The sequence below is a fragment of the Mesorhizobium sp. USDA 4413 genome, from assembly GCF_056280365.1.
Genome location: NZ_JBVPRP010000001.1, coordinates 6,441,410 through 6,459,191 on the forward strand (window position 1 = coordinate 6,441,410; position 17,782 = coordinate 6,459,191).

Annotated in this window: 13 protein-coding genes and 2 pseudogenes; 10 read left to right on the forward strand and 5 right to left on the reverse strand. The window is 65.7% G+C overall.

Going from position 1 to position 17,782, the window contains the following annotated elements; all coding sequences use genetic code 11:
- The first annotated feature begins 47 nt into the window (after window positions 1-47).
- Entirely contained in the window at window positions 48-347 is a 300-nt protein-coding gene (locus ACVMIM_RS31310; RefSeq protein ID WP_476116733.1) for a hypothetical protein, read from the forward strand.
- 31 nt (window positions 348-378) lie between these two features.
- Here the strand turns inward: ACVMIM_RS31310 and ACVMIM_RS31315 are convergent, their stop codons facing one another.
- Window positions 379-1,038 (reverse strand): class I SAM-dependent methyltransferase, encoded by a 660-nt coding sequence (locus ACVMIM_RS31315; RefSeq protein ID WP_476117437.1) that lies wholly within the window; start codon window positions 1,036-1,038, stop codon window positions 379-381.
- 209 nt (window positions 1,039-1,247) lie between these two features.
- On the opposite strand from ACVMIM_RS31315, the gene ACVMIM_RS31320 reads away from it, so the two are divergent.
- Window positions 1,248-1,874 (forward strand): TetR/AcrR family transcriptional regulator, encoded by a 627-nt coding sequence (locus tag ACVMIM_RS31320; RefSeq protein WP_476116734.1) that lies wholly within the window; start codon window positions 1,248-1,250, stop codon window positions 1,872-1,874.
- Window positions 1,875-1,903: 29 nt separating this feature from the next.
- Here the strand turns inward: ACVMIM_RS31320 and ACVMIM_RS31325 are convergent, their stop codons facing one another.
- Window positions 1,904-3,088: a Gfo/Idh/MocA family protein gene (locus ACVMIM_RS31325; protein WP_476116736.1), complete on the reverse strand. Its 1,185-nt coding sequence runs from the start codon at window positions 3,086-3,088 to the stop codon at window positions 1,904-1,906.
- A gap of 212 nt (window positions 3,089-3,300) precedes the next feature.
- On the opposite strand from ACVMIM_RS31325, the pseudogene ACVMIM_RS31330 reads away from it, so the two are divergent.
- From ACVMIM_RS31330 to ACVMIM_RS31365, 8 genes and pseudogenes are all read left to right on the forward strand, one after another.
- Window positions 3,301-4,201, forward strand: a pseudogene (locus ACVMIM_RS31330) (MurR/RpiR family transcriptional regulator).
- A 71-nt stretch (window positions 4,202-4,272) separates the two neighbouring features.
- The gene (locus ACVMIM_RS31335; protein ID WP_476116737.1) at window positions 4,273-5,055 is read left to right on the forward strand and encodes an SDR family oxidoreductase; all 783 of its coding nucleotides are present in this window, start codon (window positions 4,273-4,275) and stop codon (window positions 5,053-5,055) included.
- Window positions 5,052-6,578 carry a mannitol dehydrogenase family protein gene (locus ACVMIM_RS31340; protein WP_476116739.1) on the forward strand — a complete coding sequence of 509 codons (1,527 nt, stop codon included), beginning with the start codon at window positions 5,052-5,054 and terminating at the stop codon, window positions 6,576-6,578. Before ACVMIM_RS31335 ends, ACVMIM_RS31340 begins: the two co-directional genes overlap by 4 nt.
- Window positions 6,579-6,597: 19 nt before the next feature.
- The gene (locus ACVMIM_RS31345; protein ID WP_476116741.1) at window positions 6,598-7,509 is read left to right on the forward strand and encodes a sugar phosphate isomerase/epimerase family protein; all 912 of its coding nucleotides are present in this window, start codon (window positions 6,598-6,600) and stop codon (window positions 7,507-7,509) included.
- Between the two features lie 85 nt (window positions 7,510-7,594).
- Complete coding sequence (locus tag ACVMIM_RS31350) at window positions 7,595-8,629, forward strand: ABC transporter substrate-binding protein (RefSeq protein ID WP_476116743.1); 1,035 nt, start codon at window positions 7,595-7,597, stop codon at window positions 8,627-8,629.
- Between the two features lie 131 nt (window positions 8,630-8,760).
- Window positions 8,761-10,320, forward strand: a complete 1,560-nt coding sequence (locus tag ACVMIM_RS31355; protein ID WP_476116745.1) for a sugar ABC transporter ATP-binding protein — start codon at window positions 8,761-8,763, stop codon at window positions 10,318-10,320.
- Entirely contained in the window at window positions 10,317-11,303 is a 987-nt protein-coding gene (locus ACVMIM_RS31360) for an ABC transporter permease (protein ID WP_476116746.1), read from the forward strand. The genes ACVMIM_RS31355 and ACVMIM_RS31360 overlap by 4 nt, the downstream gene beginning before the upstream one ends.
- Window positions 11,300-12,287, forward strand: a pseudogene (locus ACVMIM_RS31365) (ABC transporter permease). The gene ACVMIM_RS31360 and the pseudogene ACVMIM_RS31365 overlap by 4 nt, the downstream one beginning before the upstream one ends.
- A gap of 22 nt (window positions 12,288-12,309) precedes the next feature.
- On the opposite strand, the gene ACVMIM_RS31370 reads toward ACVMIM_RS31365, so the two are convergent.
- From ACVMIM_RS31370 to nirB, 3 genes are read right to left on the reverse strand one after another with little or no spacing between them, the layout of a single operon-like run.
- Window positions 12,310-14,979, reverse strand: a complete 2,670-nt coding sequence (locus tag ACVMIM_RS31370) for a nitrate reductase (RefSeq protein ID WP_476116748.1) — start codon at window positions 14,977-14,979, stop codon at window positions 12,310-12,312.
- Window positions 14,980-15,006: 27 nt separating this feature from the next.
- On the reverse strand, window positions 15,007-15,312 hold the full coding sequence (nirD, locus tag ACVMIM_RS31375) for a nitrite reductase small subunit NirD (protein WP_476116750.1): 306 nt from the start codon (window positions 15,310-15,312) through the stop codon (window positions 15,007-15,009).
- Window positions 15,313-15,317: 5 nt separating this feature from the next.
- Complete coding sequence (gene nirB, locus ACVMIM_RS31380) at window positions 15,318-17,768, reverse strand: nitrite reductase large subunit NirB (protein ID WP_476116752.1); 2,451 nt, start codon at window positions 17,766-17,768, stop codon at window positions 15,318-15,320.
- Between the last annotated feature and the right edge of the window lie 14 nt (window positions 17,769-17,782).

Sequence of the window (17,782 nt, forward strand, 5' to 3'; positions counted from 1 at the left end):
TAGGATCGCGGCAAAGCTCGTCGGCCACAGAGTGGAAGGAAAGCGCGATGGCCATTCTCCCCAATCCGGACCCGTCTCCCACGCCGGTGCCTACACCGCCGCCAATCCCGGAGCCGAAGCCGATGCGCGAGCCGGATCCCGACCGGTTGCCCGACGAGGAGCCGGTCCCCAATCCCGACGAGAATGACTCGCCGCCCAAGCATTCCGCAACCGGACGCGGCTCCGCCGTCAACACCGGACTGGTGATGGCCGGCGCCAGGCTCGCCGTGCTGCCGCCGCTGGTGCTCTTCGTCTTCCTGCAGCGCTTCTTCGTCGATTCGATTGTGGGCTCGGCGATCAAGGGATAATGCCGCGCCGGCGATCGGCGTGGGTGGGGCTTCACGATCTGACGGCGCGCAGGTAATGGAGGCTGAGCCAGTTGAGCGGGCCGCCTTCTATGCGTTCGAACCCGGCTCCGGCCAGCGGTTCGCGAAGGCGGTGCAGGTCGAATTGGCCATGCAGGCCGTGTTTTGCTGACATGTGTCCGCGCTCACTCACCGGACCGCCATAGTCGATCAGCAGCAGCCGCCCGCCTGGGGGCAGAACGGGCGCGGCCTCGCGCAGGCAAAAGCCGCGCCTTGCCTCCGGAACCATATGCAGCACCGTCGTGAAAGTGACCACGTCGAAGCGACCGTTCTCGAACGGCAGACTGGCCGCATCAGCGTGATGAAACGGAATTTCCAGCCCAGCCCGGTTTGCCTTGCGGCGAGCGGCGGCGAGCATTTTTTCGGAGACGTCGACGCCAACCACGGATCCACCGGGCTGCACGCGGCGCCAGGCCGAAATCGCCTGGGTGCCAGTACCGCATCCGACGTCCAGCAACTGGAAGCCCGGCGCCAAGCCGGCCAGATCGAGCAGCGCCTCACGATAGGCCCTGTCACGCCCACGGGTCAGCATGAGGACCAGCAGGTCATAGAGGCGCGGAAAGCCGATGCCCTTGTTGGCCTCAGGACCGACTGCGGCTCCGGCGGCACGTATTTCGCTTCGCAAATGGTGCATGTTTGTCACGTCCTCTCTTCAGCGGCGGGGCCGGCCAATGCCGGCATTGCGACTGAGGCTGGTGCTGTTTCGAAACGGCTCGTATGATAATGGACAGCTTGTTCGGGATTTTCGACGAACAAAGAGGATGGAACGTTCGTTACCGAACAATCCCGACCCGCTGTCCCGGAAAAGTCGCCCCATCCATGTGAGCAGCAAGGAAGCGACCCATGCCACGGGATATCGACCGGCGGGCCGCCCGCACCCGCAAAGCCCTTCACCAGGCACTGCTGACGCTGATGCTGCGCAAGGGCTACGAGGCCCTTTCAGTGCAAGACATTATCGACGAAGCCGATGTCGGCCGCTCGACATTCTATGCGCACTATACCGGCAAGGAGGACCTGCTGCGCAGCGGCTTCCAGATGCTTCGGGGAGAACTCGAGGAGGCGCAATCGACAGCGCGCGCCGGAGCCGAAGCATCGCATGACGATCCGCTAGGCTTCAGCACGGCCATGTTCGAGCATGCGGCCCGGTATGCCGACCATTACCGCACGATGATCGGCGGTCGGGGCGGCGCCGTGACGGAAAACGAAATTCGCCTGATCCTGTCGGAAATGGTGCGGCAGGAATTGCCGCCTACCCTCCACGGCGATGCCATCCCGCGCGACTTCGTCGTGCAATTCATCGCGGACGCCTTTCTTACGGCGCTGAATTGGTGGTTCGAACGAAAGCCTCGGCTGCTTCCGTCTCAGGTCGACGCCATGTTCAGGCGCCTCGTGCTCGGCGGGCTCTCACAGCTGATCGGCGACGAGCGCCGGCAGATCGATCGCCCGACTGCAAATCGCGATATGGATTGATTGGTTCATGGACGCAAGAGGCGCATCGCTTATCCAAACCGCGCCGGCGTCCACGCCCCTCCAGCCGCGTTCGACTCCACCGCCGCCGCGACGAACTTCACGCCGCGCGCGCCGTCGACCACGTCTGGCACCTGCGCGACGCGCCCTGGATCGACCGCAGCGCCCGAACGATGCGCGCGGATGATGTCGGCGGCGTCGCGGTAGAAATTGGCGAAGGCCTCGATATAGCCTTCCGGGTGGGCGGCCGGCATGCGCGAGACGCGCCTCGCTTCCGCCGTCGAGCCGTGACCGCCGCGCACCAGCGTGCGCGTTTCCTCGCCATAGGGCGAGAAGCGCAGTTCCTCCGGCCGCGATCCAGACCATTCGAGCCCGGCCTTCTCGCCATAGATGCGCACGGAGAGGTCGTTGTAGTGGCCGGGCGAGGTCTGGCTGGCGAGGATGGTGCCGCGCGCCCCGCCCGTCCAGCGTAAGAGCACATGCGCGTTGTCGTCGAGCCGCCGACCGGGCACCGCGGTGAAGAGGTCTGCAGAAACCGCCTCGGCCTCGAAGCCGGAGACGAAGCTGGCCAGGTTGAAGGCATGCACGCCGATATCGGCGAGCACCGCCGACTGGCCGGCGCGCGCCGGGTCGGTGCGCCACTCCGCCTGTTTCTGACCCTCGGCGTCGATCGGCTTGGTCAGCCAGTCCTGGATATAGGCGCCATGTACCGACACGATCCGGCCGAGCTCGCCCGCCGCCACCATTTCGCGCGCCTGGCGGACCATGGCGTAGCCAGTGTTGTTGAGCGTGACGACGAAGCGGCGCTGCTTGGCTTTGGTCAGCGCCACCAGGGCTTCGGCCTCGGCAAGTGTCGTCGACAGCGGCTTGTCGCAGATAACGTCGATGCCGGCCTCCAGGAAGGTGGTGGCGACCGGCGCGTGCAGGTGGTTGGGCGTGACGATGACCACCGCCTCGATGCCGTCGGCCCGCGCTGCTTCGGCTTTCGCCATGGCGTGGCAGTCGGCATAGCTGCGCTCCGGCGCGATGCCGATTTCGGCGGCGGAGACCGCGGCGTTCTCCGGATCCGATGACAAGGCGCCGGCGACCAGCGCGATCTGGTCGTCGAGCCGCATGGCGAGGCGATGCACGGCGCCGATGAAGGCGTTGCGGCCGCCTCCGACCATGCCGACCCGCAGGCGTTGACGCGACGTACCATCGGCGGTTGCATAGACCATGATTGCGATTACTCTCCCCAAGGTTCGATCTGCCGGCCGGTGCGGATATCATAACCGGCGGCGGTTGTTTTCGAATGATATTTCTATTTTTTGTTTTGTAAAACGATTGTGCCGCGTTAGCTTTTTACCCTGGGTCCAGGTGATGGACCGCATCCGGTGGGCAGGGATCGGATGATGCATCCGATGGTTGGGGTTACGATGAGGCATATCCCATGAGCGGCCGCGGCAAGGCGACCGACGAGCCGTCTGCGCATAGCTTGGAGACGGCGGCGAGAAAGCGGAGCCGATCACTGGCAGCACTTGGCTACACAAAGCCGCAAACCTATGAAGAGCTGCGGGCGGTGCTTGCGTCGGGAACCGTGCATTTCCCGAAACGGCTTCGTCAGGTGGCGATCTTCCTCTGGCAGCATCCGAGCGAAGTGGCGCTGGGCACGATCGCGCAGGTGGCGGACCAGGCCGGCGTGCAGCCCTCGACCCTGGTGCGCTTCGCGCAGATCTTCGGCTATTCCGGCTTTTCCGATTTCCAGCTCCTCTTCAAGGACCGCATGAAGGGCTCCTGGCCGGATACGCAAGGCAGCCAGGACAAGGCCGGGGAGCCGAATGCAAACCTGCATTTCCTCAGTGGCATGGTCGGCGCCTGCCAGGCTTCGCTCGGCCGCATCGGCAATGATTTCGATATCACCGCTTTCGAGACGATGGTCGATCAACTGGCGGCGGCCGACCTGATCTATGTCATCGGCAGCAAGCGCGCCTTTCCCGTCACCACCTATCTGTCGCTGACGCTCTCGCAGCAGGGCGTGCGCAACGTGCTGGTCGACAATGTGGGTTCCACCGCCTTGGACCAGGTCGGCTGCATCACGCCGCGCGACGCGGTGCTCGCCGTCTCCTTCAGCCCCTACAATTCGATCACGCCCGACCTCGTCGCCGTCGCGCATGAGCGCAAGGCGCGCATCCTCACCATCACCGACAGCACCTTCTCGCCGCTGGGCAAAACTCTCCGACACCTGGCTGGAAGTGGTCGAGCAGGACTTCGGCGGTTTCCGCTCGCTTGCCGCCTCGCTCGCCGTCGGCATGGCCTTGGTCCATGGCGTCGTCGCGCGCCGGACGGGCTGATCGGCGCGGTTGACTAAAGGGAACTACCGTTCCATATTTGAAAAAATGGAAACTTTGTTCCGGGAGGAGGAATGGAGGTTCGTCTCGACGGCAAGGTGGTGCTGGTCACCGGCGCGACGCAAGGCATCGGCCGGGCGATCGCCGAGATTGCCGCGCGCTCAGGCGCCGCCGGATTGCTGATCACCGGGCGGGACCAGCAGCGCGGCGACGCGGTCGCCGCCGAGCTGGTGGCCACGGGGATCCCTGCCGCCTTCGCTGCTGCCGATCTCGGCGATCCCGAAGCTCCGGCACGGCTGGCTGAGGCCTGCATCGAACGTTTCGGCCGCATCGACGGCCTGGTCAACGCCGCCGGCCTGACCGATCGCGCCTCCTTCGTCGATGCAACGCTCGACGACTGGGCGTCGCTGTTTGCCGTCAACGCCCGCGCGCCTTTCTTCCTGATGCAGGCGGCGATCGCCGACATGAGGAAACGCGGTCAGGGCGGCGCGATCGTCAACATCCTGTCGATCAACGCGCATTGCGGATCGCCGGAGCTGGCCGTCTATTCCGCCACCAAGGGCGCGCTGGCGACGCTGACCAAGAACGCCGCCAACGCCCACCGCTTCGACCGCATCCGCGTCAACGGCATCAATGTCGGCTGGACCGACACGCCGGCCGAACGGGTCATGCAGGCCGAGACGCTCGGCCAGGGTCCGGGCTGGCTCGACGCCGCCAATGCGACGCAGCCCTTCGGCCGGCTGTTCTCTGTGACCGACATCGCCAACCTGGCCGTCTTCCTGCTGTCCGACGCGGCCGGCCCGATGACCGGCGCGCTGATCGACCAGGAGCAATGGGTGATCGGAGCCAACCGGTGAGCGCCGGGAACCTCAGCCCTGCCCTGCTCGACCGCTTGCCGCCCGAGGTCAGCAAGCCGGCTTACGATCGCGCCGCGCTCAAGCCCGGGATCGCCCATTTCGGCGTCGGTGCCTTCCACCGCTGCCACCAGGCAGAATACACCGACGATCTTCTGGCCAAGGATTTCGATCGCTGGGGCCTGGTCGGCGTCAACATAAGGCCGCCTCTGCTGGCCGAGACACTCGGCCGGCAAAGCGGGCTCTACACGCGGCTCATCCGCCAGAACGACGAGATCGAAGCGCGCGTCATCGGCAGCATCGTGCGCGTCATCGACAGCCAGGACACTGCCGCCCCGGCGCTGGAAGTGCTCGCTTCGCCCGAGATCCAAATGGTCACCATGACGGTGACCGAGAAGGGCTATTGCCATATCCCGTCGAGTGGCGCGCTCGACCTCGACCACCCCGATATCGTCCACGATCTTGCCAATCCTGAGGCGCCGCGCAGCGTGCCCGGCATCATGGCGCGCGCGCTGGAATTGCGCATGGCCTCGCATGGCCGGCCGGTGACGCTACTCTCCTGCGACAACATCCCCAGCAACGGCATCATCCTCGGCAATGTCGTGCGCACATTCGCTGAGCGGCGCGGCGGGAAGCTGGCGGACTGGATCGAAGCCAACACCGCCTTCCCCTCGGCCATGGTCGACCGCATCGCGCCGGCGACGACCGAAGCTGACATCGAAACCGTCGAAAAGCGCTTCGGCTACCGCGACGCCGCCGTGGTGGTGGGCGAGCGCTTCCGCCAATGGGTGATCGAGAACCGCTTCGCCGGACGCGTGCCGCGCTGGGATCTTGTCGGCGCGGCTTTCGTCGACGATGTCACGCCGTTCGAGCATCTCAAGATGCGGGTGCTGAACGGTGCCCAGACGACGCTCAGCTATCTCGGCGTTTTGGGCGGCTTCGAGCATACGTTCGAAGCGATCGCCGACCCGCTCCTGGCCAGGTTCGTCCGTCGCATGCTGACGGAGGAAACGCTGCCGACGCTGATGCCCGTGCCCGGCATCGTGCCGGCCGTCTATGTCGAGCAAAGTCTCTCGCGCCTCACCAACACCGCGATCCGCCACCGCAATCACCAGATCGCCACCGACGGCTCGCAGAAGATCGTCCAACGCCTGCTGAACCCGATCCTCGACCGCCTGACGAAGGGCGGGAGCATCGCGCTTCTCTCGGTGCCGGTCGCCGGCTGGATGGCTTATCTGATCAAGGCGTCAGCGCGCTTCGGCCGCGCCTGGCAGGTGTCCGATCCGTTTGCCGACAAGATCGCTGCCATTGCCGACCGCATCGGTGCGGACAGCGAAGCGCTTGCCGATTCGATCCTCGCCATCGACGCTATCTTCGACCCGTCCTTGGCCGCCGACGCGACGTTTCGCGCACATATCGTCGCCGGGCTCGACGGCTTGCTCTCGAACGATCCGATGGGCTTTGTCGGACAAGTCTGCGCTGGGCCAACCGATGCGCGGTTGAAGCAGCCGGCGCGATCTGCATAGTTAGCACCTGGGAGGGATCATGAAGCTTGGACTGCTGACAGCACCGTTTCCGGATACGCCGCTCGGCGAAGTCGCCGACTGGGCGCGCTCGGCCGGCTTCGAGGCACTGGAAATCGCCTGCTGGCCGAAGACGTCCGGCGCCAGTCGCCGCTATGCCGGCACCAGCCATATAGACGCGGACGTCTCGGCCGCTGAGGCCAAGGACATCGCCGTCGAGCTTGCCCGCAAGGGCCTGGCCGTCTCGGCTCTCGGCTTCTACCCCAATCCACTCCATCCCGACCGGGCGCATCGCGAAGCTGTGATCGACCATCTGAAGAAGGTGATCGTGCTGGCGAGCCGCATGGGCGTGTCGCTCGTCAACACCTTCTGCGGCGGCGATGCTTCGAAGAATGTCGATGCCAATTGGGAAGACGCGCAGGAGGTCTGGCCTGCGATCATCGCCCATGCCCGCGAGCATGGCGTCAAGCTCGCCTTCGAGAACTGCCCGATGATCTTCAGCTATGACGAATGGCCGGGCGGACACAACATTGCCTACTCGCCCTACGTCTGGCGCCGCATCCTTGAAGCCTGGGGCGGAGATGTCGGTATGAATTTCGACCCTTCGCATCTCGTCTGGCAGATGATCGACCAGGAGCGCTTCATCCGCGAGTTCGGCGGCAACATGCTGCATGTGCATGCCAAGGACCTGATGATTGATCATGATGGTTTGTACGAGCGCGGAATCCTTTCGGCCGGCATAGGCTGGCAGGTGCCGCGCATACCGGGACTTGGGGATATCGATTGGAGCAGGATTTTTTCGGGCCTCTACCGGGCCGGATATGACGGGCCGGTCATCATCGAGCATGAGGACCGGCGCTTCGAGGGGACGGACGAAAAGGTCAAGCGCGGCTTCCTGCTGGCCCGCGACGTGCTGCGCCCCTTCATCAAATGACCAAAAGCTTGGCGCCGACCGCATCGGCGCCCAGGAACTGAACCGAAAAAATCGAACTGAAAGATCAATGTGGAGGAGTACTGACATGAAAAGACATTTGACCGTGGCTTCGCTGCTTGCCGGCGCCGCCTTGCTTGCCTCGGTGGGCGCCTCGGCCGCCGCGGGCAAGTACACGATCGGCATTTCCAACACCGTGCAGGGCAATGGCTGGCGCGAGGAGATGATCTGCGCCATGAAGGCGCAGGCGCTGGCTTCCGGCGAGGTGGCGAAGCTCAACATCGCCCACCGCAACACCGACGCCGCCGGCCAGCTCGAGGACATCCGCAACCTGATCAGCGCCAAGGTCGACGCCATCGTCGTCAATCCGGCCGATCCGGCAGGCATCAAGGCCGGCCTCGAGGAAGCCACCAAGGCCGGCATCGTCGTCGTCGCCGTCGACCAGGCGGTCACCGAGCCGTCCGCCTACATCATCTCCAACAACCAGGAAGAGTACGCCTATCTCGGCGCCAAGTGGCTGTTCCAGCAGATGGGCGGCAAGGGCGATGTCTTCTACATGCGCGGCGCCGCCGGCGCTTCGGCCGACAGCGATCGCGACAAAGGTTTCAAGAAGGCACTCGCCGAATTCCCCGACGTGAAGGTCGCGCAGGAAGTCTTCACCGGCTGGCAGCAGGACCAGGCCAAGCAGCAGATCCTGTCCTTCCTCGCCACCGGCACACCGATCAACGGCATCTGGACCTCCGGCATCGATAACGTCATCGTCGACGCGCTGGTCGAGCAGCAGGCGCCTATGGTGCCGGTCGTGGGCGCCGACAATGCCGGCTTCGTCGGCCAGTTGAGCTCGGTCAAGGGCCTGGTGGGTGCGGCCGTCACCAATCCTGGCTCGATCGGCGGCGCGGGCATCACGTTGGCGTTGCAGATCCTCGATGGCAAGAAGCCGGCGCAGCAGACCGTTCTGGTCCAGCCGCAGCTCTGGGAAAACGCCACCGAGGAAGGCAAGGCTAAGCTGAAGAGCGTCGTCGATCCTTCGCTCAGCCCTGAATGGCCGGTCTCGATCTCGATCCCGGACTGGACGACCTACACCAAGGAGCAGATCGTCGCCTGCAAGGGCCCGGGCGAGTAAGAGATCAAACACCCTTCTGCCTTCTCCCCATTGTGGGAGAAGGTGGATCGGCGCGCAGCGCCGAGACGGATGAGGGGTGCTCCAGCGGAGTGAGACGTCGGCATCAGTTTCTGGAACGAGAACCACACGATTTGACAACAAACCCGTCGCCGCAAAGCCCTCTCCTCGACGCCACAGGCGTGGCGAAGAACTACGGTGCTGTCGCCGCGCTGCGCAACGCCTCGCTATCCGTTCTGCCGGGCGAAGTGCATGCGCTGATGGGCGCCAACGGCGCCGGCAAGTCCACGCTGGTGAAGATCCTGACCGGGGCGATCAAGTCGGACGCCGGGCGCATCCTCATCCGGGGCCAGCAGCTCGATGTCCGCTCGCCCGCCGACGCCCGCCGCGCCGGCCTGCTGCCGGTCTACCAGGAACCGGCGCTGATCCCCGACCTCGACGTCCTGTCCAATCTTCGGCTGACCGGCACGCCGGTCGAGCCCTTTCGTGCTTGGGTGCGCGAGCTCGGCATTCCCAACCTCGATATCCGCGAGACGGCTCGCCATATTCCTTTGGCCATCCTGCGCGTGCTCGACCTCGCCCGCGCGCTCGCCGTCGAGCCCGACGTGCTTCTGCTCGACGAGATGACCGCGGCCTTGCCGGCGAACCTCGCCGAGAAAGTGCTGGAAGTCGTGCGCCGCCAAGGCGACGCCGGCCGCTCGGTCATCTTCATCTCGCACCGTTTCGTCGAGATTTCCGCGCTCTGCGACCGCGCGACGGTTTTGCGCGACGGCTCTACGGTCGGTGTCGTCGACATCGAGCCGGGCATCGAGGAAAGAATAGTCGAGATGATGCTCGGCACCCGCATCGAGAAGACACGCGTCACCGCGCGCGCGGCAAACGATGTGGTGATTGCCGGCGGCGGCCGGCCGCGACTGTCGGTCCGCAACCTGCAGCTCGGCACCAAGCTAAATGATGTCTCCTTCGATCTCGCCAATGGCGAGGTCGCCGGCGTCTTTGCGCTCGAGGGACAGGGCCAAGACGAGCTCTTCGCCGCCCTTGCCGGCTCGATCCGCCCGACAGGCGGCAGCATCGAAGTCGACGGCGCGCCGGTGAAATTTTCGCATCCGAGCGACGCCATCCAGGCCGGCATCGCCTATGTGCCGGGCGACCGCGCCGAGGCCTTGGCCATGCAGCGTTCGGTGCGCGAGAACATCGCCCTGCCCTTCAGCGCGGCGCTGCGCAAATGGGGGCCGATCCGCATGCGCCGGGAGCAGGTGGTGGTTTCCGGCGCCATCGGCAGATTGCAGATCGATACCCGCGCACAGGGCGAAGTGCAGCGCCTTTCCGGCGGCAACCAGCAGAAGGTGACGATCGCCCGCTGGATCGCGGCCAACGCCCGCACCATTCTCTGCTTCGATCCGACGCGCGGCATCGATGTCGGCACCAAGCAGGAGATCTACAAGCTGCTGCGCGAGCTCGCCGGCCAGGGCAAGTCGGTGCTGTTCTACACGTCCGAGATGGAAGAGGTGCAGCGTGTCTGCGACCGGGTCATCGTCATCTTCGGCGGCCGCGTCGTCGACACTTTCCCGGTCGAAGAAGCCGACGAAGCGGCCTTGATGCGGGCTGCCTACGGCCTGCCGCGCGGCGCCAAGGCGGATGTCGGCATCCTTGCCGACGTCAAACCCGGTTCCCATACGGAGGCCGCGTCATGAGCCGCTTCCTCCGCAACCAGGGCTGGGTCGCAGGCCTCTTCGCCCTGCTGATCTTTCTTTTCGTCGTCACCAAGCTGATCCAGCCGGGCTATGGCAGCGGCGACTTCGGTTCGCTGGCGCGGGCGGTTCTGCCTTACGCCTTCGCGGTCGCGGCCCAGACGGTCGTCGTTATCGCCGGCGGCATCGACCTGTCGGTCGCAGCCATGATGGCGCTGACCAGCGTGACCGCCGCCTCGATGATGAATGGCGCCAGCGAGGAATATGCGTTCTTCGTCGTGCCCTTCGTGCTGGCCATGGGGCTGGTGCTCGGCGCGCTGAACGGCATCCTCATCGTCGTCACGCGGGTGCCCGACATCGTGGTCACCCTGGCCATGCTGTTCGTGCTGCAGGGAGCGGCACTGCTTGTGCTTGAAGCGCCCGGCGGCGCCGCCGCCGAATGGCTGAAGGCAAGCGTCATCGGCACCGTGCCGATCCCCGGCCTGCCCGATTGGGCCGACGCCTGGGTTCCCAAGGCTCTGGTGCTGCTTTTCGTCTGCCTCTGCATCGTATGGATTCCGCTCCGGCGCTCGCGCCTCGGCCTTTCCATCTGCGCCATCGGCAGCAACGAGCTCGCCGCCTTCCGCAGCGGCGTGCCGGTGGCGCGCACCAGGATCGTCGCCTATGCGCTCTCCGGCCTGTTCGCCGCGCTCGGCGGCCTGTCGCTCACCATCAGCACGGGCATCGGCGCGCCCATCCCCGGGCCTTACCTGCTCGCCAGCGTCGCCGCGGTGGTGCTGGGCGGCGTCGCCCTCGGCGGCGGCAAGGGCGGCCTGCTCGGGCCGATCATCGCCGTCTTCGTGCTGAGGCTGGTGCGCACCGACCTGACGCTTCTGGCCATCGATCCGAACGTCACCGCAATCATCGAGGGCTTGATCATGGTCGCGGTCGTGATGTTCGGCGCCTTCATCACCATGCGCAGCCGCCCGGCAGGAGCAACGGCATGACCGACATCGCGACCATGCCCCAGCCGGTCTCGTTCGGCCGGCGCCTGAAGCGCTTCATGGCGGACCGGCCGCTCATCCCGCTGATTATCCTTTTGATCATCCTCGTGGTGATCCTGCAGATCCTGCGCCCCGGCATCGTCAACGAGCGCTGGATCGCCAACACGGCGAAATTCGCCATCCCGCTGGCGATCCTCGCCGGCTGCCAGACCATGACCATGCTGACCGGCGGCATCGACCTTTCCGTCGGCACGGTGGCGACGATGAGCGCCTTCATCATGGCTACCCAGATCGTCAACCAGGACCCGGCGGTGGCCTTTCTGCTGGCCATGCTGCCCGCCGTGCTGATCGGTCTCGTCAACGGCGTCGGCGTCGGCGTGTTCCGGGTGCATCCACTGATCATGACGCTCGGCACCAGCCTGATCGGCACCGGCTTCCTGCAGGTCTACCAGCGCACAGTGATCGCTTCCGGCGCGAAGATCCCGGGTTTCCTCAACTGGCTGGGCACTGGCCTCACCTATGGCTTTCCCAACGCGCTCTTCCTGTTCGTGCCGGTGGCGGTGCTGATCGTCTTCATGCTGAACCGCACCGGCTTCGGGCGCCTGCTCTACGCCGTCGGCGACAATGAGCGCGCCGCGCGGCTGTCCGGCGTGCGCTACTGGCAGGTCATCACGGCGCTCTACGTCCTCTCCAGCCTGCTCGCCGGCATCACCGGCCTGCTCTATATCGGCCTGATCAAGGCGCCCTCGCTGTCGCTCGCCGAACCGCTGGTACTGGCCTTCGGTGGCAGCGGCCGTCATCGGCGGCACGTCGATCTTCGGCGGCCGCGGCGGCTACACGGGCACCATCATCGGCGCGCTGATCCTGACCGTGCTGACGACGCTGCTCACCATCCTGCAGATGCCGGAAGGCGGCCGCCGCATCCTGTTCGGCTTCATCGTGCTGTTCGTGACGGCGGCCTATCTGCGGATTGTCGAGGACCGCTGAAACCGCCCGTAACGGTCACAGCTCACTCCGCCGCCTGCACCTGGCGGGCCTCGATGATCGCCCGGATCTCGGAGCGGCACGAGCCGCAGTTGGTGCCGGCGCGCAGCGTCGCGCCGATTGCTTCGAGGCTGTCGCATCCGGAAGCCACCGCCGACGCAAGCTGGTTGGCGCCGACATGGAAGCATGCACACACAACGCGGCCGATGGCCGGCATCGGCACCGGCGAGCGGCCGGATAGAAGCGCGTGGCGATCGGCCGTCGACAGCTTTTGGGGGCTGGCAAGCAGCGACACCAGCCAGTCCCGCATCGGCAGTTGGTCGGGAGCGGCGACAAGCAAGGCTTCGGCCATGGCGCCGGCATCGTCGATGGCGGCGGCGCGATAGGTGAGCCCGCGGCGATCGGTGTATTCGAGCAGCTGATCCCGCCGCTGGACGCCGAGCAGCTTGCGCGCCAGAAGAATGCCCTGGTCCGGCGGCTCGGTACCGGTCAGCTCGTAAACCCAGCCGCCGTCGACCGCATATCGGCTCCAGTGGACGAAACCTGTCGGCCTGAGATCGCGGCGGGTGATGAGCACGCCGGCCCAGCCGGTCTCTTCCCGCACGATCCGGACCGGAACGTGCTTGAGTTCCGGCTGGCCGGAATGCGGATCGGTGACCGGCGAGGACAACAGGCCGGCGGAAGCCCTGGCCGCGAACTGCCCGCTCCAATGCATGGGCATGAAGGCCTGGCCGCGCCGCTGTGCGTCCGCCACCCGCACCCTCGCGCGGACGAAGCCGAAGCGCGTCGAAAGCTGGGCGAGGTCGCCATCCTTGAGATGATGCGCGGCCGCATCCGCCGGATGGAGATCGACCGCAGGTTCCGGCGCGTTTGCCATCAGACGCGGCACATTCCCGGTGCGCGTCATCGTGTGCCACTGGTCACGAAGCCGGCCGGTGTTCAGGGCAAGCGGATAGTCGGCGTCGACCGTGAAGGCCGTCGCCTCCTGCCGCACCGGCACAAAACGCGCGCGGCCGTCGGGTGTTGGAAAACGGCCATTGCCGAACAATCTTGTCTGGTGCTCGCCTCGCTCCGACGCAGGCCAGTGGCGTGGCGCGAAGGCGGCGTAGCCGGCGTTGTCGAGGTCCGCCAGACCGCCGAGATCGAACAGGCGCTCGCCGTCGTTCTCGAAGGCGGAGAGCGCGGCGTGCTCCCGGAAGATCTCGGCCGGTGACTGGTAGGCGAAGGCATCACCAAATCCCATGCGGGCGGCGACCTCGCAAATGATGCGCCAATCGGCCTTCGCTTCGCCAGGCGGCGGCAGGAACGGCCGCTGACGCGAGAGGCGCCGCTCCGAATTGGTGACTGTGCCGTCCTTCTCGCCCCAGGCAGCGGCCGGCAGCAGCACGTCCGCATAGCGCGTGGTGTCGGTGCGGGTGACATCCGAGACGGCGACGAAGTCGCATTTGGACAGCGCCACACGCACGCGCGAAGCGTCCGGCATCGAGACCGCGGGATTTGTGCCCATGATCCACAGCGCCTTGATGCGGCCGTCGGCGACCGCCTGGAACATGTCCACGGCCTTCAGCCCGGCGCGGCGCGCGATGCCGGGCGCCTTCCAGAAGCGGGAGACCCGGTCGATGTTTGACTCGTCCGCGAAGTCCATATGCGCAGCGAGCTGGTTCGCCAGACCTCCCACCTCGCGGCCGCCCATGGCGTTCGGCTGGCCGGTGACCGAGAACGGCCCCATGCCGGGCTTGCCGATACGGCCGGTGGCGAGATGGCAGTTGATGATGGCGTTGACCTTGTCGGTGCCATGCGCCGACTGGTTGACGCCCTGGCTGTAGACGGTGACGGTCCGCTCGGTGCCGGCGAAGAGATCGTAGAAGGCCTCGACGTCGGCGGCCGCCAATCCGCAGCCTTTGGCGACACGCGCGATCGACGGCGCATCGGCGCCGGCCAGCGCGGCTGCGGCGTCGAAGCCGGACGTATGCTCGCGGATGAAGTCTAGATCGATCTTTCCGCTGTGGACGAGATGCGCGAACAGGCCGCTGAACAAGAGCACGTCCGTGCCGGGATCGAGCGCCAAGTGCAGATCGCATTCGTCGGCCGTGGCGGTGCGGCGCGGGTCGATGACGACGATTTTCGTCCCACGCTCCCTGCGCGCCGTAAGCATCCGCTGGTAGAGGACGGGATGGCACCATGCGGTGTTGGAGCCGGTGAGCACGATGAGATCGGCGCACTCGAAATCCTCATAGACGCCAGGAACGATGTCCTCGCCGAAAGCGCGGCGGTGGCCGGCGACGGACGAGGCCATGCAGAGTCGCGAATTGGTGTCGATATTGGCCGAACCGATGAAGCCCTTCATCAGCTTGTTGGCGACGTAATAATCCTCGGTGAGCAATTGCCCCGAGACGTAGAAGGCGACCGAATCCGGCCCATGCTCGGCAATTGCCCGCGCGAATTTTGCGGCCACAAGGTCGAGCGCTTCGCCCCAACTCGCGGGCTTGCCGCCGATTTCGGGGTAAAGCAAACGGCCGTCCAGGCCGAGCGTCTCGCCGAGCGCGGCACCCTTCGAGCAGAGCCGGCCGAAATTAGCCGGATGCTCGGGGTCGCCGCGGACGGTTGTCTTGCCGTCCGCGGCGATCTTGGCCAGCACGCCGCAGCCCACCCCGCAATAGGGGCAGGTGGTCCTCACCTCGCGTGCTTCTTCCATGCCTCAGGCCGCTTTCGAAGCCAGCGCTTAGAGCGCGATGAACAGCCGTCCACCCTCGACCTTGACCGGGATCGTCCTGACCGAGCCTTCGTCGGCGCCGAGCGCTTTGCCGGTCTCCAGCGAGATCACCCAGTTGTGCAGCGGGCAGGTCACCGCCGCACCATGGACGATGCCCTGGCTGAGCGGCCCGCCCTTGTGCGGACAGTGGTCGTCGATGGCAAAGACCTGGTCGTCCGCGGTGCGGAAGACCGCGATCTTGCCTTGCGGGGTGGCCACGCAGCGCGCGCCGCGCATCGGGATGTCGGCGATGGAGCCGATTGCAATCCAGTTCATATTGGTCATTCCGCCGCCTCAGCGAAGCCGACCGTGGCAAGTGGCCGGAACTCGTGCTTGTCCTTGCCGGAGACGCGCTCCGACCACGGGTCGACCTGCGCGAATTTCTGGGAAAAGACGAAGCGCTCGAAATAGGCGCGGCGCTTCTCGACGTCGTCCAGGATCTGCTTCTTGATCTCGGCGGTGCCGACGCGCTTGGCCCATTTGTAGATGCGCTCCAGATAGCGCGCCTGCTCGCGATACATCTGGACGAGCGCCACGATCACCTCCAGCGCCTCGTCCTCGGCCTTCACCAGGCCGAGCACTTCGGTGCCCTTGATATCGAGGCCGGCGGCGCCCGCAAAGTGGATCTCGTAGCCGCTGTCGACACAGACCACGCCGACATCCTTGCAGGTCGCTTCCGCGCAATTGCGCGGGCATCCCGAGACCGCCATCTTGACCTTGGCCGGAGTCCAGGAGCCCCACATGAATTTCTCGATGCGGATGCCAAGTCCCGTCGAATCCTGCGTGCCGAAGCGGCACCAGTCGGAGCCGACGCAGGTCTTCACCGTGCGCAAGCCCTTGGCATAGGCATGGCCGGAGACGAAGCCGGCCTTGCCGAGATCGGCCCACACCGCCGGCAGGTCCTCCTTGCGGATGCCCAGCATGTCGATGCGCTGGCCGCCGGTGACCTTCACGGTCGGGATGCGGAACTTGTCGACCACGTCGGCGATGGCACGCAATTCGCTGGCGCTGGTCACCCCGCCCCACATGCGCGGCACGACCGAATAGGTGCCGTCCTTCTGGATGTTGGCGTGCACGCGCTCGTTGATGAAGCGCGACTGATAATCGTCGGCATATTGGTCCGGCCAGTCGCAGACGAGATAGTAGTTGAGCGCCGGCCGGCATTTCGCGCAGCCGCAGGAGGTCTTCCATTCGAGTTCCTGCATGATGGCGGGGATCGTCTTCAGTCCCTTCGCCTTGATCAGGCGCCGCACGTCGTCATGGCCAAGGCTCGTGCAGCCGCACATGGGCTGCACTGCCGTCGGATTGTAGGCCTCGCCCAGCGTGAGCTTCAGGAGCTGTTCGACGAGACCCGTGCACGAACCACATGAGGCCGAGGCCTTGGTATGGGCGCGCACGTCGTCGAGGCCGGTCAGGCCCTTGGTTGTGATCGCGCCGGTGATCTTGCCCTTGCAGACGCCGTTGCAGCCGCAGATTTCCGCATCATCCGCCAGTGCCGCAACGGCCGCCAAAGGGTCCGAGGAAACGCCTCCCTGGAACGCCTGTCCGAAGATCAGCGTGTCCCGCATCTGAGAGATGTCGGTCGCCTTCTTTTTGAGGTCGTTGAACCAGGCGCCGTCGGCGGTCTCGCCGAACAGCACGGTGCCGATGATGCGGTTGTCCTGCAGCACGACACGCTTGTAGATGCCGGCGGACGCGTCGCGCAGGATGATCTCCTCGCGGTCGTCGCCGTCGGCGAAGTCGCCCAGCGAATAGAGGTCGATGCCGGTGACCTTGAGCTTGGTCGGCGTGTCGGAGTGGACGAAGCGCTTGTCCTCGCCATCCGCCAGCCTGGCAGCCGCGACACGGGCCATCTCGTAAAGAGGCGCGACCAGCCCGTAGACATGGCCGCCGACCTCGGCGCATTCGCCGAGCGCCATGATCGCAGGATCGGACGTCTGCATGCGATCGTCGACGACAATGCCGCGATTGACCTCCAGCCCGGCTTCCTTGGCAAGCGCGCTGTTCGGACGGATGCCGACCGCCATCACGACGAGCGTCGCGGGAATGATCGTGCCGTCCATAAGCTCGACGCCCTCGACCTTGCCATTGCCGACGATTGCCTTGGTGTTGGCCTTGGTCATGACCTTGATGCCGCGCGCCTCGACGGCTTTTTGCAGCAGGTAGCCGGCGGCCGGATCGAGCTGGCGTTCCATCAGCGTCGGCATGACGTGCAGCACGGTCACGTCCATGCCGCGTTCTTTAAGCCCAGCCGCGGCTTCGAGCCCGAGCAAGCCGCCGCCGATGACGATCGCCTTGGCGCGCGACTGCGCGGCGAGCAGCATGGCGTTGACGTCGTCGAGATCGCGATAGCTGAGCACGCCAGGCAGGTCCTTGCCCGGCACCGGAATGATGAAGGGCACCGAGCCGGTGGCGATGACGAGCCTATCGTAGCTCTCGGTCACGCCGTGGTCCGAGGTAACGGTCTTGGCCTCCCTGTCGATGGCGACGATCCGGTGGCCCTTGTAGAGGGTGATGCCGTGCTTGATGTACCAGCCGTCGCCATGAATGACGATTTCCTCGAATTCCTTCTCGCCCGAAAGCACCGGCGACAGCATGATGCGGTCGTAGTTCACGCGCGGCTCGGCGTTGAAGATGGTCACGGCGTAGCGGTCGGGTGCTGCCTCCAGCAGGTGTTCCAGCATCCTGCCCGGCGCCATGCCGTTGCCGATGATGACGAGTTTTTCGCTCATGTCCGGTCAGCTCC

Coding starts and splice junctions, on each gene's coding strand:
- ACVMIM_RS31310 (WP_476116733.1), top strand. CDS start 48: ATGGCCATTCTCCCCAATCCGGACCCGTCTCCCACGCCGGTGCCTACA.
- ACVMIM_RS31315 (WP_476117437.1), bottom strand. CDS start 1,038: ATGCACCATTTGCGAAGCGAAATACGTGCCGCCGGAGCCGCAGTCGGT.
- ACVMIM_RS31320 (WP_476116734.1), top strand. CDS start 1,248: ATGCCACGGGATATCGACCGGCGGGCCGCCCGCACCCGCAAAGCCCTT.
- ACVMIM_RS31325 (WP_476116736.1), bottom strand. CDS start 3,088: ATGGTCTATGCAACCGCCGATGGTACGTCGCGTCAACGCCTGCGGGTC.
- ACVMIM_RS31335 (WP_476116737.1), top strand. CDS start 4,273: ATGGAGGTTCGTCTCGACGGCAAGGTGGTGCTGGTCACCGGCGCGACG.
- ACVMIM_RS31345 (WP_476116741.1), top strand. CDS start 6,598: ATGAAGCTTGGACTGCTGACAGCACCGTTTCCGGATACGCCGCTCGGC.
- ACVMIM_RS31350 (WP_476116743.1), top strand. CDS start 7,595: ATGAAAAGACATTTGACCGTGGCTTCGCTGCTTGCCGGCGCCGCCTTG.
- ACVMIM_RS31360 (WP_476116746.1), top strand. CDS start 10,317: ATGAGCCGCTTCCTCCGCAACCAGGGCTGGGTCGCAGGCCTCTTCGCC.
- ACVMIM_RS31370 (WP_476116748.1), bottom strand. CDS start 14,979: ATGGAAGAAGCACGCGAGGTGAGGACCACCTGCCCCTATTGCGGGGTG.
- nirD (WP_476116750.1), bottom strand. CDS start 15,312: ATGAACTGGATTGCAATCGGCTCCATCGCCGACATCCCGATGCGCGGC.
- nirB (WP_476116752.1), bottom strand. CDS start 17,768: ATGAGCGAAAAACTCGTCATCATCGGCAACGGCATGGCGCCGGGCAGG.